Origin of the sequence: Dyadobacter sp. BE31 (genome assembly GCF_031457695.1) — a bacterium.
Taxonomy (GTDB): Bacteria; Bacteroidota; Bacteroidia; order Cytophagales; family Spirosomataceae; genus Dyadobacter.
This window is the reverse complement of record NZ_JAVDXA010000010.1, coordinates 1-21,819: the sequence shown is the minus strand read 5'-3', so window position 1 is coordinate 21,819 and position 21,819 is coordinate 1. Positions and strand designations below refer to the sequence as shown.

General features: G+C 47.1%; 19 protein-coding genes. 12 read left to right on the top strand and 7 right to left on the bottom strand.

Features of this window, described 5'->3' with window-relative positions; all coding sequences use genetic code 11:
* Positions 1-10 precede the first annotated feature (10 nt).
* On the top strand, positions 11-1,339 hold the full coding sequence (locus J2Y43_RS32480) for a voltage-gated chloride channel family protein (protein WP_309993294.1): 1,329 nt from the start codon (positions 11-13) through the stop codon (positions 1,337-1,339).
* An 830-nt stretch (positions 1,340-2,169) separates the two neighbouring features.
* Positions 2,170-2,730, top strand: coding sequence for a hypothetical protein (locus tag J2Y43_RS32475; protein ID WP_309993291.1), 561 nt, complete (start codon positions 2,170-2,172; stop codon positions 2,728-2,730).
* A 249-nt stretch (positions 2,731-2,979) separates the two neighbouring features.
* On the opposite strand, the gene J2Y43_RS32470 is transcribed toward J2Y43_RS32475, so the two are convergent.
* The 3 genes from J2Y43_RS32470 to J2Y43_RS32460 all read right to left on the bottom strand — a co-directional run bounded on the left by J2Y43_RS32470 (position 2,980) and on the right by J2Y43_RS32460 (position 6,458).
* Positions 2,980-3,432: a hypothetical protein gene (locus J2Y43_RS32470; RefSeq protein ID WP_309993289.1), complete on the bottom strand. Its 453-nt coding sequence runs from the start codon at positions 3,430-3,432 to the stop codon at positions 2,980-2,982.
* Between the two features lie 233 nt (positions 3,433-3,665).
* Positions 3,666-5,834 (bottom strand): cation:proton antiporter, encoded by a 2,169-nt coding sequence (locus J2Y43_RS32465; RefSeq protein ID WP_309993286.1) that lies wholly within the window; start codon positions 5,832-5,834, stop codon positions 3,666-3,668.
* Positions 5,835-5,849: 15 nt separating this feature from the next.
* Entirely contained in the window at positions 5,850-6,458 is a 609-nt protein-coding gene (locus tag J2Y43_RS32460; RefSeq protein WP_309993284.1) for a hypothetical protein, read from the bottom strand.
* A 715-nt stretch (positions 6,459-7,173) separates the two neighbouring features.
* Here J2Y43_RS32460 and J2Y43_RS32455 point away from each other — a divergent pair.
* On the top strand, positions 7,174-7,908 hold the full coding sequence (locus J2Y43_RS32455; RefSeq protein ID WP_309993281.1) for a LytTR family DNA-binding domain-containing protein: 735 nt from the start codon (positions 7,174-7,176) through the stop codon (positions 7,906-7,908).
* Between the two features lie 132 nt (positions 7,909-8,040).
* Here the strand turns inward: J2Y43_RS32455 and J2Y43_RS32450 are convergent, their stop codons facing one another.
* The 3 genes from J2Y43_RS32450 to J2Y43_RS32440 all read right to left on the bottom strand — a co-directional run bounded on the left by J2Y43_RS32450 (position 8,041) and on the right by J2Y43_RS32440 (position 10,522).
* Complete coding sequence (locus J2Y43_RS32450) at positions 8,041-8,310, bottom strand: hypothetical protein (RefSeq protein ID WP_309993279.1); 270 nt, start codon at positions 8,308-8,310, stop codon at positions 8,041-8,043.
* A gap of 167 nt (positions 8,311-8,477) precedes the next feature.
* The gene (locus J2Y43_RS32445) at positions 8,478-9,848 is read right to left on the bottom strand and encodes a HAMP domain-containing sensor histidine kinase (protein WP_309993276.1); all 1,371 of its coding nucleotides are present in this window, start codon (positions 9,846-9,848) and stop codon (positions 8,478-8,480) included.
* Complete coding sequence (locus J2Y43_RS32440) at positions 9,845-10,522, bottom strand: response regulator transcription factor (protein ID WP_309993275.1); 678 nt, start codon at positions 10,520-10,522, stop codon at positions 9,845-9,847. The genes J2Y43_RS32445 and J2Y43_RS32440 overlap by 4 nt, the downstream gene beginning before the upstream one ends.
* A gap of 146 nt (positions 10,523-10,668) precedes the next feature.
* Here J2Y43_RS32440 and J2Y43_RS32435 point away from each other — a divergent pair, with 146 nt between their 5' ends.
* From J2Y43_RS32435 to J2Y43_RS32405, 7 genes are all read left to right on the top strand, one after another.
* A complete protein-coding gene (locus tag J2Y43_RS32435) occupies positions 10,669-11,076 on the top strand; it encodes a response regulator (RefSeq protein ID WP_309993272.1) in 408 nt (135 codons plus the stop codon).
* A gap of 87 nt (positions 11,077-11,163) precedes the next feature.
* Positions 11,164-12,462 (top strand): TolC family protein, encoded by a 1,299-nt coding sequence (locus tag J2Y43_RS32430; RefSeq protein WP_309993269.1) that lies wholly within the window; start codon positions 11,164-11,166, stop codon positions 12,460-12,462.
* 12 nt (positions 12,463-12,474) lie between these two features.
* The gene (locus tag J2Y43_RS32425; protein WP_309993266.1) at positions 12,475-15,672 is read left to right on the top strand and encodes an efflux RND transporter permease subunit; all 3,198 of its coding nucleotides are present in this window, start codon (positions 12,475-12,477) and stop codon (positions 15,670-15,672) included.
* Between the two features lie 22 nt (positions 15,673-15,694).
* A complete protein-coding gene (locus tag J2Y43_RS32420) occupies positions 15,695-16,771 on the top strand; it encodes an efflux RND transporter periplasmic adaptor subunit (RefSeq protein WP_309993263.1) in 1,077 nt (358 codons plus the stop codon).
* Positions 16,772-16,840: 69 nt separating this feature from the next.
* On the top strand, positions 16,841-17,293 hold the full coding sequence (locus J2Y43_RS32415) for a hypothetical protein (protein ID WP_309993260.1): 453 nt from the start codon (positions 16,841-16,843) through the stop codon (positions 17,291-17,293).
* Positions 17,294-17,651: 358 nt separating this feature from the next.
* Positions 17,652-18,065, top strand: coding sequence for a DUF202 domain-containing protein (locus tag J2Y43_RS32410; protein WP_309993257.1), 414 nt, complete (start codon positions 17,652-17,654; stop codon positions 18,063-18,065).
* A gap of 79 nt (positions 18,066-18,144) precedes the next feature.
* Positions 18,145-18,453, top strand: coding sequence for a carboxypeptidase-like regulatory domain-containing protein (locus J2Y43_RS32405; RefSeq protein ID WP_309993254.1), 309 nt, complete (start codon positions 18,145-18,147; stop codon positions 18,451-18,453).
* Positions 18,454-18,551: 98 nt separating this feature from the next.
* On the opposite strand, the gene J2Y43_RS32400 is transcribed toward J2Y43_RS32405, so the two are convergent.
* Entirely contained in the window at positions 18,552-19,415 is an 864-nt protein-coding gene (locus tag J2Y43_RS32400; RefSeq protein ID WP_309993252.1) for a helix-turn-helix transcriptional regulator, read from the bottom strand.
* A gap of 403 nt (positions 19,416-19,818) precedes the next feature.
* Between J2Y43_RS32400 and J2Y43_RS32395 the strand changes: the two genes are divergently transcribed.
* Both J2Y43_RS32395 and J2Y43_RS32390 read left to right on the top strand, forming a co-directional pair.
* Positions 19,819-20,745 (top strand): NAD(P)/FAD-dependent oxidoreductase, encoded by a 927-nt coding sequence (locus J2Y43_RS32395; RefSeq protein ID WP_309993249.1) that lies wholly within the window; start codon positions 19,819-19,821, stop codon positions 20,743-20,745.
* 216 nt (positions 20,746-20,961) lie between these two features.
* Positions 20,962-21,558: a short chain dehydrogenase gene (locus tag J2Y43_RS32390; RefSeq protein WP_309993246.1), complete on the top strand. Its 597-nt coding sequence runs from the start codon at positions 20,962-20,964 to the stop codon at positions 21,556-21,558.
* The last annotated feature ends 261 nt before the right edge of the window (positions 21,559-21,819 follow it).

Genomic DNA, 21,819 nt, shown 5'->3' with positions numbered 1-21,819 from the left:
GTATATACATATGTCAACACCACGTTTTCGTCTCCCCCGGCCTTTTGCTTTTCTTTTCTGGAAAAACCCCATTATTTTTTTTCTAACTAAGTGGCTTCTGATCTCTGCCTTGATCGGCATGCTGGTTGGCTCTGCGTCTGCGTTTTTTCTGGTATCGCTGGATTGGGCGACCAGTTGGCGTGAAAGCCATCTTTGGGTTATCTGGTTACTGCCGGTTGCGGGCTTTGCGATTGGATGCCTGTATCATTACTTGGGCAAAGATGTGGAAAGGGGTAATAATTTGCTTTTGGAAAACATACACCATCCCTCAAAGATCATTCCCCTGAAAATGGCACCCCTTGTGCTGATCGGAACCATTGCTACACACCTGTTTGGCGGATCTGCAGGTCGTGAAGGGACGGCACTGCAGATCGGGGGCTCGATATCAGACCAGTTCACCCGTATCTTGCAGCTTCGCCCGCGGGACAGGAAGCTGATCCTGATTGCCGGTATCGCCGCAGGATTTGGTTCGGTATTTGGCACGCCACTGGCCGGGGCCATTTTCGGCCTGGAAGTATTCCTGCTGGGCAGGCTGCAATATGATGCATTGCTTCCAGCGTTTGCAGCCTCCGTGTTTGCCGATATGACCACAAAGGCCTGGCAGGTAGGCCATACGCGCTACCATATCCCGCACATCCCGGATTTATCAGCAGCAAATGTGCTGTATGCGGTAATTGCCGGCGCGATTTTTGGCATGTGTGCAGTAGTATTTAGCGAGCTTACCCATAAAGTGGGCAGCTTCTTCAAAGTGAAAATTGCATATCCGCCACTGCGCCCGGTCGCAGGCGGGATCATTGTAGCCGTCGCAGTATTCGGACTTGGAACCACCAAATACATCGGCCTGGGGATTCCGACGATTGTCGCATCCTTTAACGAACAGCTTCCTGCTTATGATTTTGCGTTAAAAATACTGTTTACCGCAATAACCCTTGGGGCAGCGTTCAAGGGTGGGGAGGTGACCCCATTGTTTTTTATCGGCGCCGCCTTGGGCAATACCCTATCTTATTTTGTCCCGCTACCTGTTGGGCTTCTGGCAGGGATGGGGTTCGTCGCTGTTTTTGCGGGTGCTGCCAACACCCCGCTGGCCTGCACTATTATGGCCATCGAATTGTTCGGCGCGGATTGTGGCTTATATGCGGCAATAGCTTGTATAATCGCCTACTTCTTTTCCGGGCACCGCGGAATTTACGGGTCGCAGGTTGTTGGCCGGTCCAAGCACATGGTCTACCGTCAACACGAGGGCGAAAGCCTTAGTAATCTTCAATCCAACCCTAAAAAACTAGCTCATGAAAAACGCTGATATCTCCCTCTTGAATACGGTCAGGATTTACATACATCAAGGTCAAAAAGTGCCTAACACTTCATTTTGGAAACGTTTTCTGGGCGATAATTTGTTATCGACAGCCCTTCTGAGGCGTGCCAAAGCGGCCGGACTTCGACAAGCGATCATGCTGCCGGTTAAGGCGGGATTCCTGGGAGACGCAAGGCTTGTATTCGACTCGACGGAAATAAGCCCGCCCAGCGCCTGCCCGTTTGTATCGAGATCATTGATGATCCTGGAAAGATCCGATTGTTTATCACAGAAAATAAGAACTTGCTGGCCTCTGCCTTCGCCGTAACGGAGAACACGGAAACCTACCGGGTCGTGAGCCGACCTGACTGACCTTGGCTATGCGTATTTACCATTTTTTTTTGCTCTCTTCGGTACATACGTCTCTGCCGGTATGGGTAAGAACGTGCATGGCATCCGTACGGCACCAGAAATGCAGCTCATCCAGGTTGAGCGCCTTCGATAAAACAGTCACACAAAAGACAAACACCGAAGAAAGCCGGATGAAAATCCACAATAAACTGTATAGTTGAGAATCCAAGCCTGTATATTAAAATCGACCTAAAAAATAAGGTGTATAGTTAATGCGCTGTTAGTGCCCAAAAGTTTTTGGCTATTCTGCTTAAAGACACTCGCTAATTTGCGATCAAGAAATCTGACAAATGACAGGAAAAACTGAATGAAAGGCCAATTTAGACTCTGCGGATGTCGTTATAAATATTCTGCCGGAGCACATCGATACGATTAGGATTCAATGCTAGAAGATCTTGCAGATTGATTGTATAGTTGAATACATATTTATGAGTTGTACGCAGATAATGAAATGGTGCGCCTGGCTAATTCTTCTTTTTTTGACCAACTGTCATCAACGTCAAACAGATAGTGGAAAAGTGATTGACTTGACTTACCGAGATGGTGTGAACTCATTTTCTGTCAAATTTACCGGTAGTGACACTATCTGGCTAAAAAACAACTATCGAGATGCAGAACTTGGCAAAGCGTATCATGAAGCGAATTACTTTCTTTTGAACAAAACTCAGGTCAATCAGCTCGACAGCCTCTTAGAGGAATACGATACTGACGCGATGGATTCGAGTTGGGCGGGGGCCGCTGCTATCGGCTGGCAATATATACTCGCTCTACGATCTTCTTCCCACGCGCCAACTTACCTGCATAATAGCGTAAACTCCGAGAACGTTGATCCTGTCGCAGAGTTACTGATAGACATCAGCCAGAAATCTAAGTGGCTCCCTTCGTTGCATGAGCATAAATTCTTCTCCGAAATGTATTTGTCGAGACATCGTTCGCCCCAACACATTAGTAAGCCAGCAATGTTGGTTCCCGACCGAGCCGACAGGTAAAGCCTCACTAGATCCCATTTTAGCAGATAAAGAGATTTAGTATGCACAATGATTGGTCAAGCCAGAAGTAAATACGGCAGATACACTCTTTCATTGAACCCTATAACGACCACAGATTATCGAACAAATCGTCAACTTTATAAACGATCTTACTTAGAGCATGGGACTCATCACGGTCAGGATCACCAGCACCTTATTGGACTTCTAGCACCGGCGGCCATTGTGATATACGCGGAGATGCTCTGGGTGCTATCTTTTCAGTCTTTTCAGCAGCATCTTGCGATATGCTGTTTCCGTCAGGTATAGCTCTCCGAGCTGGTTTACTGAGATTATTTCAAGAAAGCGCTGCTGATATTGCTTGTCCAGGTCCAGCTCGTTTTGTTTTAGCTGATGAATTTTGACTATATCTTTTGACGAGTATATTTCGGATACTGCTATTGGCTTCTTGTAGCTGATTATCTGTCGAATTTCTCTATGTATTTCCCGCCTTTTTACCGAGTATTCATTGTAGACGGGCCAGAACTTGGTAGATTGTTCAGCCGAGAGATTGAGCCTGTTACTTATGAGCGAGATTTTTATGTCGCTAAGCCTCTGTCTTTCCGCAGACATTTTGGGCTGTCCACTGGCATCTGTCAGGCCGAGCAATAATATTGCAATTAGACGGACAGAAATGGACTTCTTATGAATATTTCGTATTCCCATAGTCTTATGCCGTTGCAAAGCGCTTGGCCAGTCAATTCACCGATTAGACATGTAGGTACACGTTGGGTTTAATGATCCGAGATTTTTTTATTAAGACGTGGGTAAATTGCACTTTAAGTCCCGGGCGGAAATGTCTTACTCAATAAAAAAATCCATACGATAAAAAATTAACTGAGAATTTGCCAAAGAACAGCCTTGAACATCGGAACACCATTGCAAGGGGCTTCGTATCCTCATTTTTCACCAAATTTCTTGCGAAAATAACTAGCTGCTTTACTTAACGAACCCAACTTTTCGGCCAGTGTTCCGATCAATGCGCTATCGGTTTGTTCAATGTCGCCCATGTTAATTCCTGATTCAAGTTGCTTGGGGTAGATCAGCATTAGACTTTGTTCGTGGAAGTAATTTGAAAGATACCCGGGTATTTTTTCCAGTTGTGAAAGGTATGAAGCCGAACTTTTTCTGGCTGAAACGATGACAAAAAAGTCATCTATTTTTAGTTCACGGGAAAAGATAAGAAAATCGTCCCACGCATCGAAAACACTGAATTCTACCTGAACAGTGGTTGGCTTTCGGTCCAGTAGACTCCTGGTGACTTTGATTGTCTGGACTGAGGCGTAAAAATGGATGGGCATTGTATTCAGTTTTGCCAAGGCAACAAGTTTACCCAGCCAATGCAAAAAACCGGGTTCATTGATCCCGGTCGGCGGCACAGCGACCACAATCCTGGTAAGGGTGTTAAAGGGCTGAGCCGGTTTGTAGATGTATATGGTTTCAAAAATCCGCTTAACAATATTCTCGACTTTTGGGCCAAGGAATGTTTTGTGATCAGTTTTTTGATGCAATCCAATCACCACATCCGTAATGCCTTGTTCTTTGATTGAATAAATGATGCCATTACTGGTATTGGTATCGTAACGCGTAAGTGGAATTAAGACATTTTCAGATGAACTAGCATGGTTGACAGCCCTTTGTAGGATCTTTTTACCGTGGGTAGCTGAATCGTGTTTCTGATCTTCGTCGGTAACAATGTGTAAACCGTAAAGCGAGGTAGCGCTATGTTTAGCTTTTAGCATTATCCCGAAATCGACGAGGTCCTCAACCATATCTGGATAGGCAAGGGAGATTAGTATCTTCTGGTTGGCAGCCTCGTATGACGCGTCCGAGCTCTCCTCTTGGTCTAGTAGTGCCAGTTTTTCAGAAGCTCGTTCCACGACAAACGAGCTTACTGCGCAGCTTACCAGAATCAGCAAGATAGTGCCATTTAGTATGTCTTCGTCCAAGAGCCGGATGGGCTGACCTGATGCCGTTTCTCCAATGATGATGTTATAGCCGACAAGGATAATGGCCAGTGTCGCGGCTGCATGCGAAGAACTTAGTCCAAAAATCATCAAGCCTTCATCGGGAGATAATCTGAATACTTTCTGCGTGATCCAGGCAGCTAAATACTTGCTTGCCAAAGCTATCACAAGGATTACTCCGGCGACTTTCAAGGCACCCCATCCATGGGATAACACGCTGATATCTACTAGCATGCCAACACTGATTAGAAAAAAAGGAATGAACAACGCGTTGCCCACAAAGTCAATCCGATTCATCAGTGGGGAAGAGTGAGGGATAAATTTATTTAGCACCAAACCCGAGAAAAATGCCCCGATAATTGCCTCAACTCCCGCTATCTCTGCCATAAACGAGGCCAGAAATACCATTGCCAGCACAAATATGTATTGTGAGATGCTGTCGTCGAAATTCTTGAAAAACCAGCGGCAGATGATTGGAAAAAGGAATAGGACTATGGTAGTAAAAACAATGAGCGAAAATCCCAGCTGGAGCCAGAATGTCGACGAAACGTCGCCCTTTGACATGCCTGCTACGCCTGCGAGTATAAGAAGTGCAAGAATATCGGTGATCATGGTTCCGCCTACTGTCATGTTAATTGACCTGTTTCGGGTTACACCGTATTTGCTGGCAATGGGATAAGATACTAAGGTATGAGTGGAGAACATACTGGCTAGCAGCAAAGACGACAAAAATCCGTAACCCAAGATGTAGTAACTGGCCAGAGTGCCGGTGAAAAGTGGCAGCACAAATGTAGTGAGACCAAAGACGATAATTTTGTTTCGATTTTTCCTGAATTCCGCCAGGTCTATTTCCAAGCCAGCCAGAAACATAATATACAGCAAGCCAACCGTTCCGAACAGCACAATGCTGCTGTCGCGGCTTAGCAGGTTAAATCCGTACGGGCCTGCGATCATTCCCGAAATTATAAGTCCGATAATGTGTGGGACTTTGATTCTGTTGAATAGGATTGGCGCAAAAAGGATGATAAACAGCACTACCGAAAAGATAATGACCGGGTTTTTAAGGGGGAGCGAGAGATCTATCAGCAACAAAGGAGTCATGTGCGTGTTTAAAAATTATTTCTGCTTTTCAGCAGTCAGGGTATAGAGGATTTTGCAATTGGCCCGCTCTACTTCTCGCGTCCCTTCCATTTTATTTCCGTTCATTTCCAATGTTACACGTATCACCGATTCGGAGTCTGGTTGACCATTTGTGGCCTCCAGACGGGTTTCCCTGAAAGTCCCATTGTATATCCTTGACAGTTTGTTGCCAGCAAAAGCATTTATAACAATACCGTTATTCAAGTACGCAATCTCCCAGGTTTCTGTTTTCGAATCACCAATCGCTGACCCGTCGCAGTTTGTTTCAGTACAGCGCATTCTTACGATCCACTTTCCTGTTAAGGGCTGTACGTTCAGCGAGTCTGTGGCTGTATCGAAATCTTGGTGCTGTTTCTTCTCCTTTTCCTGTAAATCCTTTTCCCAAAGTGCCAACCGCTGTTCCCATTGCATCAATGAGAGTTCTTTTTCAGCGATCCGTTGCTCTCTTTTGGTCAACTGCACCTCCTTTTCCTTATATCCGCAACTTTGTAAGCTTGCTACGATAGCCAGAAATAGTAACGTCCATCTCTTCATTTGTGCCTCTTTTTGGGTGCCTAAGATTAGCGAATAAAAAGAGGTTTTCAAAGAGAGCTAGTATTTATAAGGAGAGATCAAAGGCCGAAATCGACAAAATCCTGTTGCAAACCAATTGCTTCAAAATCAGTGTCCGCTAAGCGGAAGTTTGTTGGATTATAGAGATGCCATAGCGCTCGACGGTGACTTGAAAGGTCGCTATGACCATGGTCTGGGACGCATCGATTGGAATGCATCTGCAATTAACGCGGGTGGGAGTAGGATCGGATCAAAGTGCGTCAGCGAGAGAAGCAATGAAACATTGGATTGGTCTGGTTGTTCTGAAAAAGGTTTACAATACTTCTCACTGCCCGCCATTTCAATGCACAGCGGGCCGACAGAAATTCTGGCCCTACTACCGGCCCTTGTATTTCAAAGTGGTTGTGCCGATAACCAGCTACTAACCAAACCTTTCCCATGTATTTAATAACAATTGTGAAATTTCGGGCGAGAGACAACTTAGTGACGGAAAACCCGGACCAAATAAGGTATGGACCGAATCATTCTGTTTGACAAGCGTAAAGAGCGATGGTAAACATTAGTAACGGGTCTTCCATGTTGGGCATTATTCATTTGAGCAAGCATTTCTGACGCGGATCACGAGTTAGTGAAAGACTGTGCTTTCCGCGAATGTAAAAAAACGCCTGGAACTCACATATCCTGGCAGACATGGGCTGGAAATCATCGATAATGCCGATACATTTGAAATCCGACTGATTGTGAACCTATGAAAATTACCTGCATGATCATCGATGATGAGACCCTGGCCCGCAAACTGCTCACGGATTATGTCTCCAAAATCCCCTCATTAGATTTGGTAGCAACCTGCGCGAATGCGATTGAAGCCTGGGCAGTGCTGAAAAGCCGGCGGGTCGATCTACTTTTTCTGGATGTGCAGATGCCTGACATTAATGGTATCAGCTTCATGCAGACGCTGGGGAAAAGCCAGTTGACTGTATTCACCACAGCTTACACAGAATACGCCGTCAAAAGCTATGAGCTCGATGCGCTCGATTACCTGGTTAAGCCCATCGCCTTTGAAAGATTCTTTCAGGCCGTCGGTAAGGCGATGGACCGTTTGGGAACCCGTAATACTATACGCCAAAATGTCCTGGCGGATATTGAGCAGGATTATATTTTTATCAAATCGGATGCCAAAACCTACAAGGTAACATTAGGCGATATTGACTATCTGGAAGCTTACGGCGAATATGTTCTTATCCACCGCAGCGCCGATCGCTTGATGACGCTTATGCAGCTGGGTAAAATGGAAGAAATATTGCCCGCTTCGCAGTTCATGCGGGTGCACCGCTCTTTTATCATTCAGTTTTCAAAGATCGATGCCATTCAGGGCAATTCAATTTGGATTGGTAAAAAAGAAATCCCTGTAAGCAGAACGTATCGCGAGGCGCTGATACAGCGCGTTCAACAGCGGAATCTTTCCGGCAATCCTGATTTATAATGCATTCTGAGAGATCATACGACTTTAATAATCGCAGCAGCATCACACCCTGAGAAACGGAGATCTATTGCCGAGAAGCGGTGGTCTGCTTAGGAAGGCAGCATTCAGGTAAGCTTCTCAGGCATCCGGCACTCATACCTGCTCGTTTTCTTCGTTTGTTGTTTTAAAGAGCTGTTCCAGCAATTCGTCGATCAGAAGATTGCACTTTTTTTCAAACTCTTCTTCATTGAGCATCCCATTATTAAATGCGTGTGAGACTTCATCCAGATCAGACTTGATTCTGTCCAGGTTTTCCCGTTTGAGTCTGGCCATAAACTTAGCGCGACCTAGCCGGTTGGCAAAGTAAATGATCGCAGGGCAAAAAGCGCCTACTGCCAGGATAACTAGTAAAAAAACTAACATCTGATTCAAGCTTAACTTAATGCGAATGGGTTTCGGTATCCAGCAATTATTTTAGAGCGATTTCTTCGCCCAAACTTGCATTTTTCTGACCAAAAGTTTGCGGAGGCATATTGCAACCGCAAACGGGTAAACCTATCATTTGCACTACTTTTGTTTACCAATGTCCACTAAGCCTGTATTGTACTTGCCGGAAGCCTGATTGACACAGTGGTCTGATTGCTTTTCGAATCGACTTCAAGGGTCCCCTGGTGCATGTCAATGATTTTCTTCGCGATCGTTAGCCCTAATCCAAAGCCAGGGATCTTGCCTACATTGCTGGCCCGCATCATAGGCATGAAAATGTCCGCTATCTGTTCATTGGGGATACCCATTCCCCGATCGGTGACCGTAATTGCCATCTGATCACCTGTTAAATCCACATCCAGCGAAACTGGTTTTTTTCCTGAATACTTGCTGGCGTTGTCAAGGATATTGATCAGCACGGTTCTGAGCAGAAGCGAGTTACCCATCACATAAATAACCTGGCTTTTTTCAGTAAAGGTGTCAGATAAGATGAAGTTAATCTGCTGATCAGGATGCTTTTCTCCGAAGTAAGAAATGGAGTCTAGTATTGTGTCAACGACATTGACGTCTTGCTGCATTTTAACCGATTGCAGTCCTTCTACTTCTGCGAGTTGAAGTAGCGAGTTGGCCAGATTGATGGCATCTTCAAGCCGCAGCAACGCTTTTTCCATACTAATGCGAGTATCGGCAAGTTGATTGTCATAGGCAATCGAGGTTTCCAGTATTCCTTTCACAACTGTCAATGGCGTGCGGATCTCGTGCGAAGCATACGCAACAAAATGCTCCTGGCTATCGGCAAGCACTTGCAGCCTTCCCAAAAGTTCATTAAAGGAGCCAGCCAGGTAAGCCACCTCGTCAGCCTTGGAAGTGCTTTGGAGCCTAAATGAAAAATCGTTGGCCGTCGAGGGGTTCATTTGCTCTATCAGCTGATCAAAGGGGCGCATCGACCGGCGGGCAAACCAGAAGCCTGCAAAAGCGACAATGACCAGTAATACGATATTACCGACAAACAATATGAACAGAAGGCTGTTGGAGGCTTGCCTGCCGGGCAGGTCATAGGCGGTCACTACCGATACATAACGTTGCCCGTCAATGATGAAGGAGAGCGCTACGCCTTCCTTTGGTTTATTCCAGGGACGGGCCTGATAGTTGAAATGGACTTCTCCCTTCCGCGCCTGAGCAAGCAGTCCTTTCGTAAGCTTGTGGTCGTCTGGTCCTGAGGATTTATAAATGACATGATTGGCTGGCCCAAGAATGGTTTCATGCTGATCTGGCAGGGTGAGGTAGCTCGACCTGTGAAATTCGACGCGGTTTTGAAAGTACAGCTGCCCGGCCAGCGCTCGCCGCTGCAAACGGTTGCGCATCAGCGACCGGCGGTAGGATTCGTAGGTCTGGTAAATGAAAAGTGAAAACAGCAGTAGCAAAGATGCTACCAGGGCTGCAAACCAGATCGTAATCCGCTGCTTGATGCTCATGGTTCGGCCCCTAACATATATCCAACGCCAAATACAGTGTGCAGCAATTTGGGCTCGGTTCGGTCCACCTTCCTTCGCAAGTAATTGATATAGACGTCCACCACATTGGTATTGCTGTTAAAATGTACGTCCCAGACATTTTCAAGCAGGTCGATCCGGTTGACGACGCGTCCCTGGTTGAGCATCAGGTATTCCAGCAATGCATATTCGCGAGCGGTCAATTCGACCCTTTCGCCCCCTCGCCACACCCGGTGCGAATCGGTCTCAATAGCCAGGTCCAACACTTCCAACCGCTTCGGGCGCGGGGCGCGGGCCGGATGTCTTCGGGCCAGCGCTTTCAGGCGAAAGAGTAATTCTTTAAAGGCAAAGGGTTTGGCAAGGTAATCGTCCGCCCCCGCTTCAAAGCCCAATACTTTATTATCCAGGCTGCCCAACGCTGTGAGCATGATCACAGGAATGGCCGGCCAGTTTTGCTTGATAAAGCGGCATAGGCCCAGGCCATTGACGCCTGGTAGGTTTACGTCCAGAACCACCACATCAAACCGGTTTTCGTTGACCATAGTGCGCCCGATAACTCCATCGAAAGCGATCGAGACGCCGATTCCCTCAGAGACCAGGCCTTTTTGGATGAACTGTGTTAGTTCGACATCATCTTCTACCACTAAAACATTCATATGCATCGGTTATTTACGTTGCCAAATTAACAACCCTTGACCTTAGAAAACCTATAAAAATGGCTCCTCTAATCAACTTTTAATAACCTTCTAACCACCCTATAAGAACTTGCCTGTTTACTTTGGGTTTCAAACCCTGACGCGCAATGGCTACTGATAATCAATGGACGGTGTTTTTTGCCGAGGATGATGAAGATGATTTCATTTTCTTTGAAATGGCCGTAAGCCAAACTCACCCTGATTGCCTTGTCGAACGGTTCGAGTCGTTTGAAAGCTTAATTGACGGGGTTACTTTCCATGGTTCTTTGCAGCATATCATCATATTTATCAACCTGCCGACGCTCGCCGGACCCGGATTTGGTATACTTGACCAGATCCGCAGAAGCCCTGCCTTTGACCATGTACCGGTCTTTATATTATCGGCCAATGTTAACCCTGAGATTATTTCCAATGCATATAACCAGCAAGCCAGTAGCTATTTATTTAAGCCGGCGTCTTTCAATGAGTGGAAAGAATTATTGCGACCGGCAGTTTCGTTTGCGAAGAACCTATAAACCAATATGTTAAGATTACCGCGTACGCTTGCTTTTACTTTAATAGCCTTTGCCATCCATTCAGCCGCACAAGGACAACCTCTCAGCATGGAGCAGGCAGTAAGTTCGGCGATAGAAAAATATCCGAGCATTGAAGCCCAAAGGGCAGCGCTGGCAGCATTTCAGGCTAGCGCCAGGGTGTTGAAAGACAGTCGTTTACCGAATGTTCGCCTGCATGACCAGATCGATATCGGAACGGCGAACGGCTTGTCGGGTTCGTATTTTTCAATGGGGATGATCGTTCCGACCTCGGGCGGCCGAAGACCTGAAAATCGTATGGATCTGACCTCTGGCAACATTGCTTTGGCAACAGCAGACTGGGAAGTTTACAATTTTGGCCGTTTCAAAGCGGAAGACCAGCTTGTTAGCGCCGACATTGCTATCGGACAGGCCGGGGTTGAAAGGGAAGCGTTTTTGCTCAGGCAGGCAGTGGTTGGAACGTATCTGGATGTGCTATGGAGAGGAAGGATCTTGCAGATTGAATCGCGTAACCTGGCCCGCGCTGACACAGTCAGTAAAATCATCAACAACCTGGTCAGCAACGGCATCAGGCCAGGGCTTGACTCATCGCTTGCAAGCGTGGAGCTTTCCCGGGCCAGGCTCAACTACTATGAGATCGATGAAGGGCTCAGGCGCTCATTTCTGCAACTGGCGATGCTCACGGGCAGGACAGTCAGCGAGCTCGTGATTGACACCACATTCCATGAACAGGCGCTAGTTTCTGTGCCCTTAGACTTACAGGTAGGCCCTGCCCACCCGCTGCTTCGCTACCAGGCTAGTTTATTGAGCCGTCAGCAAACCGAAGTGGGAGTGATCCGCAGGACAGCCTTGCCAAGGGTTTCAGTAATGACCGCTGCCTGGGCCCGTGGCACAAGCCTAGACCTGGATAACAACTTCGGGCCGCTCGGGTCAGGTTTTGGTTACAGCCGCACCAACTTTTTGGTAGGTTTGGCCGCAACGGTTAACCTGGTTGATTTCCGGCGTGTCAAAAGCCGTCTGCAAGTCCAGCAGTTCAGAGTCAAGGAAGCGGATATAAAGCTCGAATTCGAAAGGATGAAACTTGAAAATACGCTGGCCTCCTCCGACTCGGTGATGTCGATCATGCGCCAGGCGCTGCGTGAATTGCCTACCGCTATCAGGTCTGCCCAGAGCGCTTACCAACAGCGGCTTTCCCTGTATAATAACGGTATTGAAAATATCCTGGGGCTGACAGATGCGATGCAGCTGCTGACCAAAGTCGAAAAACAGGCAGTTGACGTGCAGCGGCGCGCTGTCGAGCTCAGGCTGCGACGCGCCTATGCTACCAGCGACTTCGATGAGTTTTTTAGTTTTTTCCGCCGGCCGTAAAATTATTTTCCCATGTTGAACCTATCATTAAAACGTCCGATCGCGGTATTGGTTTTTGTCACCGGACTGGTGGTATTTTCCATCATGTCCGCCACCAAGATCCCGGTCGACATTTTTCCCAAACTGAATTCGCCGGTTATTTACGTGATTGAGCCTTACGGTGGTATGTCCCCTGCTCAGATGGAGGGTTTCTTTGCCACCCGTATGCAGGACCAGTTTCTTTACATTGGAGGCATTAAGGAAATTTCCAGCAGGAGCGTGCAAGGCCTGACGATCGTCAAACTATCCTTTTATGAGGGAAGTGATATGGCGCAGGCTGCCGCCGAAGTTGCCATCCAGGTCAATCGGGCCATGAAATTCTTCCCGCCGGGTGCGCTGCCGCCCCAGGTGGTCCGATACGATGCTTCATCTGTCCCGATTGGCGATTTGGTTTTTAGCAGCAAGACCAGGCCGCTCAAAGAAATCCATGAACTGGCCGTAACCAGGATCCGGCCATTGTTCTCGACGGTTCCCGGCCTTACAGCCCCGCCACCAATCGGTACCAATGCGCGCACAATCGTCATTAACCTGGACCCGCAAAAGGTTCGCGCTCTGAACATTTCGCCAGACGAAGTGGTGGAAGCGCTCGCTTCCAACAACGCGATGACCCCTTCGGGTAATATCCGGGTAGATAACACTACTTATATCACGACGCTAAACTCACTCGAAGAGCAGGTCGCAGATTTTGATCAGATCCCTGTCAGCACCCAGGGCCGCAGGACAGTTCTTTTAAAGGATATTGCCAACGTAGCAGACGGCTCGGATGTTACCGCTGGCTATGCGCTGGTCAATGGTAGCCGGTCTTCTTATATTCCGGTTGTCAAGACGGCTGACGCCTCAACCTGGGATGTGGTAACGGCGCTGAAAGCAAAGCTGCCGGAAATGCGCAGCCTGCTTCCGGATGATATCCAGGTGAACTACGAGTTCGATCAGTCGGTATTTGTGATCAATTCTGTGAAAAGCTTACTCTTCGAAGGCGGCTTGGGCGCACTATTGACCGGGTTAATGGTGCTACTGTTTTTGGGCGATTGGCGCTCCTCGCTGATTGTTATCATTACGATCCCGGTTTCAGTTATAGCCGCGGTGCTCTGTTTGAACCTTGCCGGTCAGACCATCAACATCATGACACTTTCCGGACTTGCACTCGCGATCGGTGTACTGGTCGATCAGGCTACGGTGACCATCGAAAATATTCACCAGCACCTTGAGATGGGGAAGCCAAAGAGATTGGCGATCTACGATGCGTGCCGGGAAGTTGCTTTGCCGCTTTTACTAATCCTGCTTTGTATTATCGCCGTATTCGCACCTTCATTTATCATGTCAGGTGTCCCCCGAGCGATGTTTTTACCCCTTTCTCTTTCGATCGGGTTTGCGATGACAGTATCCTACTTGCTTGCCCAAAGCCTGGTACCCATCCTGGCCAACTGGATGCTTAAGGAGCACCATGAGCAGACGCACGAGAGGGATACTGCCAAGCCGTCCACTTTTTTCGATAAGGTCCGGGCAGGGTTTATCTCGCAAAACCGAAGGTTGCTTACCTTCAATAAACTGGTCGTAGCAATCTACGCAGTCCTAATCATCGGCCTGGCCGCATGGGGATTTTCAGTGATCGGCAAGGACATGCTCCCGCAGATAAACTCAGGTCAGATGGTAATCCGGATGAAAACCCCGGACGGTACCCGTCTGGAAAGAACCGAAGAGCAGGTGGCAAATCTGCTCGAACAGGTAGACCAGGCAGCTGATGGACATTTAGCTGTATCATCGGCTTATGTCGGCGTGGTTCCTACAAATTACGCAACATCGAACCTGTATGTAAGTACAAGTGGGCCCAATGACGCGGTTATCAAAGTCGGCCTTGATCCGGAATATAAGACGAACATTCAAGACCTGAAGGAACGTATCCGGGATCTTGTCGGTGAAAAAATGCCTGAAATTACTCTATCCTTTGAGCCGGCAGATCTGACCGAAAAGCTGATGAGCGGTGGGGCATTCACGCCCATTGAGGTTCAGGTCGCCGGGCGCAACATGAGGGAAATCGAAGGTTATGCATCCCGGCTGGTCGAAAAGCTCTCCGACGATGAGCACTTGCGTGATGTAAGGATTGTCCAACCCCTCAAATTTCCGGTAATCAATATCAAACTCGACCGCCAAAAGCTGGCAGTGATGGGACTAAGCTTGCAAGCTGCTGCACGCTCGATTACCGCTTCTACTTCATCGAGCCGGTACACTGAGAAAAATCAGTGGCTTGACCAGAACTCGGCCTATACCTACCAGGTACAGGTGCAGATTCCTGAATTTGCTATGCGCAACCTGGCGCAATTGCAGGAAGTACCACTCGTGGCGGGCCAGGCCCGTCCCGTGCTGGCGGATGTGGCAACATTCTCAGTCGATACCTTGCCGGGCGAATATTCCAGGACCGGGCCCAGGCGCTTTGTGACCGTTTCGGCCAACATGCACCATCAAGACCTTGGTACGGCAACCAGGTCGGTAGAAAATGCAATCGCTTCGCTCGGACAGCCGCCCAAAGGTATAGCCACCCAGGTAAAGGGGATGTCATCACTTTTGACAGAGACACTCGGCAGTCTCCAAACCGGATTAGGTATCGCAATTTTAGTCATATTCCTGCTTTTGGCGGCAAACTACCAATCCTTTAAACTTTCATTTGTCATCCTTTCAACGATTCCAGCCGTCATCGCCGGATCGATCGGAGCACTGCTACTAACTGGAAGTACTTTGAACCTTCAATCCTATATGGGTATCATCATGTCCACCGGTATTTCGGTTGCCAACGCAATCCTGATTGTGACCAATGCCGAGCGCTTGCGTTGGGAATACCGGGACGCCGGAAAGGCTGCCCTGGATAGCGCAGGACTGCGGTTAAGGCCGGTTTTGATGACGAGCTTTGCGATGGTTGCCGGTATGGTGCCGATGGCGCTCGGCACCGGTGAAGCTGGCGAACAGGTGGCGCCCCTGGGACGGGCCGTCATCGGTGGGCTGGTCGCATCCACCCTGGCTGCCCTTTATATCGTACCCCAGGTGTATGCGCTGCTGCAAAAGAAAACACCATTGCAAGACCCATCATTGCTTCCCGACCATGAGGTAGCATTAAACGTAGCAATATCAGCAAACGGCTCCCATAAATCTGAACAATCTTTAAGAAATGAAAACTAATCCATATCACTGTTTAATACTAATGTTAGGATTGGGCGCTTTTTCGGCCTGTTCTTCCTCTGAATCATCCACTCCCAAACAGTCAAAAAAGCAAAAGGATAAAAGTGAGGTTTCCTTTAAAATTGGCGAAGTATCCCAGGGTAAAGTAGGTCAAGAGATCCAGTTGCCGGGCGAGTTTCTGGCCTTTCAGGAGGTCAGCATTTACCCAAAGGCCGACGGCTTTGTGCAGAAAGTGCTGGTCGACCGGGGCTCTCCGGTACGCAAAGGGGAAGTATTGATGGTGCTCGAAGCACCCGAAACCGAGCAGCAGCTGGTAGGGGCGCGTTCCAATTTTTTGAAAGCTCAGGCTATGCTCGTGGCCAGCAAGGAGCACTACCGCAGGTTGAAGGCCAGCACACGCATAACGGGCTCGGTATCGGCGCTCGATTTGGAAAGTGCACATGCCAAAATGATGGCTGACAGCGCCTCGGCGATGGGTGAGAAGGCAAACTTTGACGCCTTGACGGAAATAAAAAGCTACCTGACCGTTAGGGCACCCTTCGATGGGATCATCACCGAGCGGAACGTCCATCCCGGGGCGCTGGTAGGTTCGGGTCTTCGGCAGGTGGGGCCGATGCTTAACCTGCAACAGCAGGACCGCCTGAGACTTGTGGTGGACGTGCCTGAAAATTATAGCCTGGGCCTAAAAAAAGGCAAACCGGTTAGCTACCATTTGAATGCGGTACCAGGACAGACTTTCAAAGGAACGATCAGCCGCCGGTCAGGCAATATGAACCTGAAATTCAGGTCTGAAACTGTCGAAATCGACGTCAATAACGCAAGCCGAATGATTAAACCAGGCATGTTCGCAGAGGTGATGTTGACCCCGGAAGCTACCGAAGGTGCATTGATCGTACCCAGCACGGCCGTTGTCGTTTCAACCGAACGTCAGTACGTGATCAAAATTAACCCGGAAGGTAACGCAGAATTCGTGGATGTTCGCCTGGGCCAACAATCGAAAATGACCGAGGTGTTTGGAAATCTCAAAAAAGGAGATAAGATTATTGTAAACGCGCGCAATGACCTTAGGCAGGGGACAAAGGTAGTGGCGAGCCGGTAGGTGGCAGCAGGTCATGCGATAAATCCTAGGAGAATGGTGCACTCAAATAGTGATTTTGTACAACTATGCTTGTCGCTACTGGAAAGATTGCGTGACGATAAGCTTCGAAAAATCTTCATTGAAGAAGTCATCAGAATGGTGGTAAAACCCGTTGAAGGGAAAATGTCCGTTGATGCTTATAGCGGTTATTTGTTTTACAAGGTCCTTGGCGAAATGTACAGCGCAGGTATGAAAGCTGGCCATGCTGCCATTGGAGTCGAATCATTTATGCCTGGTGCTACATCAAGGACTGATAGGCCGCTTGGTAAAGTAAAGGCGAATAATTTAAGTTCTACGGAAAAACTTGCTTTGGAAGTAGCTCCTTTTATTAAAGCGTTAAGGGAAATAGAATTCAATACTTCGGATGGTATCGCAAATAAACTAAATGAGCTTAATAGGCCGTCAATAGGAGGGGGGAGGTGGGATGGAAAATTGGTTGAAAAAATAGAAAACATAATTTTAAAAATTGAAGGCAAGAGATAAACGAGTTTATAAGGTGAATGTAAATAGCATTAATTTAAAAAAATAGAAAATTTTAACGCACCCGTTTTTATTTGATACTTTACGATAGTATGGCGTAAATCGCTATGCATGAGCAGATAGTGCTTAATCCACCGCAATGGTTTTGCGGTGGATTTTTGAATCTGTACTTGGATTTTATTGTTTGCGAAATATTATGGCAATTGTAGTCACTATGGTGTTTCATTGTGGGTAAAATGCTATTTTTATCATCATTTTTTCGGTGTGATAAAATCACACCGTGTTCGTTTAGAAGAAAGCCAGTAATCGATGAGTACTGGCTTTTTACCCTTCCTGCGTCATAGTATTGATGAAAAAGAATATGAAAGAAAATACTGGAGGTGAAAATAGATATTACAAACCTAATGATCACCTTGCCAATGAGCGTACATATCTGGCCTGGGTAAGGACCGGAGTCGGGATTATGGCATTTGGGTTTGTTGTTGTTAAATTTTCGCTATTTGTTACTCAAATTGGCCTTGTACTTGAAAAGCCGGCCAAAATTCACTCGCACGGATATTCTAAAATCATCGGGATCGTGTTGGTACTTTTCGGAATCTGTTCGATACTGCTTGCCTTTATCCAGTATCACTTGACAGAGGCAGAGCTGAGAAGTGGGACTTACCATCCAAGGAGCTGGCTGACTAATCTGTTGACCGTTGTGCTGGTGTTAATTAGTGTCCTTCTTGTAGTTTACCTGGTGCAAAGTGTTAACCTGCAAGACCTAATCAAATAGAATCCCAGATATGTTGAAAACAATAACGACATTTGGTAGGCATACGGCGATAATTTCCGCGCTTTTAATAACTCTGTTTATGTTCGATCGCAAGCCAAAAATAACCGCGAATGAGCTTTTCATGGAGGCGGGCCCTATGGTCGCAGAAGTCGAAGGTACAGTTAGGAATGAGGACGGCTTATTGTTGTCAAATGTCAATGTGCTCATTAAGGGAACGCAGCGTAGTACGATGACAAGCGCTGCCGGGCGCTTTTCAATTTCCGTCAACGCGGGCGAAGAAGCAACACTGGTATTTTCGTTAACCGGCTACCAGTCACAGGAAATCCATTTAGGCACTAAGACTACGCTCGATGTTATGCTCAAAACAGAATCAAACAGTTTTAGATAGACCGGCTATTCGGCTGCGCAAACGACCTTAGACAGCAATGCAATAGGAAAGATGTGTTTATTACCGATGGTCGGAATCGGGATGTCCCCGTAAATGTATTAGCTCAGTTGCTTCCGAAAGGCTTCCGGTGAATAACCGGTTTGCTTCCTGAAAAAGCGGATGAAGTAGGAGGTATCTTCATAGCCCAAATGCCAGGCAATATCCTTGATCTGATTCGATGTTGCCAGCAGAAACCTTTTGGCTTCCAGAATAATCTGTTCATTGATCAGGTCTGCGGTCGTCTTACCGACAGATGCCTTGGTGATGGCATTCAATTGATAGATCGACAGATTTGCCATCTTGGCATATTCGGCGACGCTTTTAATCTGGGTGATGTTTGATTCGAGCAGCCTTAGTAGCTCTTCGTAACGCTCCTGTGTGTAGGTGGGAATGGCAGACGCGCCTTTTGCGGGAGTTGGGCTTTGTCTGGCAAATTCAATCATGAACAGTTCTATGCTGGCTTTTATCGCCGGCAGGTATCCGTCTTCCCTAAAGGTATATTCACAGAAACTGCTAGAAAGGTAGCTAATCAGTTTTTTGAAACGGATTTGGTCAACCTGTCGGTAATTCTGAGAAGTTGCCCTTTTCCACTGCGCCTCTGTGCTCGGGCTGTGGGCTTTGTAAAATGAATTATCGAATTCCAGCAAATATCCCCGGCTGTTGGCTGCTAACCATAAGTGATGGACTTGGCCGGGTCGCAGGATGAATATCGCATTGTCATGAACGTCATATTTGATAAAATCGATTTCATGGACGCCCTGGCCTTGCTCAATCGCCAAAATGAAATAAAAGTCGTGCCTGTGTAGATCATGCACCAGGTCTTCTCCTTTGAGAACTGCACTAAGCTCCCTAATACTGAACCGGCCATGATCATGTTGATCCTGGTGTGTTTGTGCTATATGCCTTACAGGGATTGATTTCATCGGTCTGGGGCTATTGGTGTTGACGATCTGTTAGGATTAGCCTACAATAGTTAATCATAATCGATAATTCTGCTATCCAACTCAATTTTTATCCTATTTCCTGACCTTCAACACGAATTACCTTTGCATCATTCGGAGAAAACAAATTAAGCTGTGAAAACAAAAGCAAAAATAACAGCCTCGATAAAAATTTGGGTTGTGATTTACCCTTCCATTACCCTGTTCCTCTATTTTTTTGGAGAGCCTTTGTCAGTGTTGCCACTATATCAGAGGACGCTTGTTCTTACAGTTTCACTCGTCCCATGGATCGTTTTTGTTGGGCTGCCGGTGGTAAACCTTGTTGTCGAGCTGCTATCGCATAGGCGTGAAAGTATTAACAAAATCTGAAACCTTCCAAATAGCGATGAAAACGCAATATTTTGACGTAATAGTAGTAGGGGGAAGTTATGCGGGGCTGGCAGCAGCCATGGCATTGGGGCGTGCGTCAAAGCATGTGCTGATCATCGATAATGGCAAACGATGCAACCAGCAAACCCCGTGTTCACATAATTTCCTGACACAGGACGGCCAAAAACCACGGGAGATTTCACAACTGGCAAGAGAGCAGGTAAGCTCATACCCAACCATCTCCTTTAATACGGAACTGGCAACCCGCGCAGCCAGGCGTAAAAATGGTTTTGAAGTTATAACGCAATCAGGTACGTTGTTTCTTGGAAAGGCCTTGATTTTTGCCACTGGCATTAAGGATCTCATACACGATATTTACGGGTTTTCCGCCTGCTGGGGCATTTCCGTACTGCACTGTCCCTACTGTCATGGTTATGAAGTAAAGAACCAGGTTACAGGAATCATCGGCAGTGGGAGGCAGGGATACGATTTTGCTAGGCTGATTTCCAATTGGACCAAGGATTTGACCCTTTTTTCGAACGGGTCATCCGGATTGACAGATCAGCAAGCCCAGCAGCTTTCTAGGCACCAGATACAAATAATCGAAAAGCCAATTCTCAAGCTCGACCATATTGACGGTAAAGTAGAAGCTATCGTTTTCGCCGAGGGGCCAGCGGCACCACTGAAAGTAGCATATGCCCTAATGCCCTTTACACAGCACAGTTTGATCCCTGAATCCATGGGATGTGGAATAACTTCGGAGGGTTATGTTCAGGTAGATGCTTACCAACAAACAACAATTGATGGCGTTTATGCCTGTGGTGACAATTCAGGCCGCATGCGAACAATCGCTAACGCAGTCGCCACGGGGACAACCGCGGGGATGATAGGTGGCAAGAGGTTGATTATGGAAGAATTTGGTGCAAAAAGCGCCTTCCCATGAGCCTGTTCATTATAGCTTTGATCGGTATTGTTGGGATGACAATTTCAGTAACAAGGCGTGTTTTGATCTTCTTAAACCGGCTGGGGCTTCGCATTTCCTATTTCTGTAACCGAATTCCCCCCAATTCGGAGCCACCTCACCATTGAATGGGTTAGTTCATACCAGTGCAACCTATCTTCTTATATAAAACACATATTTTAAATCAGTAGACAAAAAATGAAAATCGTAGTAGTGGGTGCCACAGGCACCATGGGCAAGTATCTTGCGGATGCATTTGAAAAAGACCATGAAATTATAAGGGTTGGTTCCAGCGGCGGTGATATTCAAGTCGATATTACTTCACTCGAATCAATAGAGAATTTATTCAAGCAAGTAGGTTCCTTTGATGCGCTCATCTCCACTGCAGGTCCTTCGTATGTTGGCCCTTGGAGGAACTTGACAGACCGGGAATTCCGAAAAGGTTTGGAAGGAAAACTGATGGGTCAGATCAACTTGGTGCTCGTCGGGCAGCATTATATCAATCCGGAGGGGTCATTTACTTTGATCGCCGGTGCTTTGACAACTGACCCACAACGAAATTTTGCGAATGCTGCAACAGCCAATGGGGCGATCGAAGCGTTCGTACGAGCAGCAGCGATCGAACTGGAAAGCGGCATCAGGATCAACGCAATAAGCCCTACTGTAATCGAAGATTCTCCCCAGTATTTTCCATATTTCCCGGGAGAAGTGCCGGTTACCATGAGGGAACTTGAATACGGTTTCCGAAAAAGCATATTCGGAGCTAGAACAGGCCAGGTTATAACTCCTAGATAAATTTAATTTTAACTATTTACCATCAAAAGGGCATTGTCGATCTTTAATGTGTTCTGCACGCGGCTCTTTCTCTTTTCTTTGGCAAAACTAAGAATCAGTACTCTGCCGTTAGCTAATCGATTGTCGACTTTAAAGTGAACCAGCTTTGTTTGGAGTTTAGATTAAATGGATATACCGGAGGATGTTGACCCCTTAAAATCCGGAATGTCTTGGAATGTTAAAGTGGCCTGATTCGCTGGAATCGACTGCCATTCCGGCACA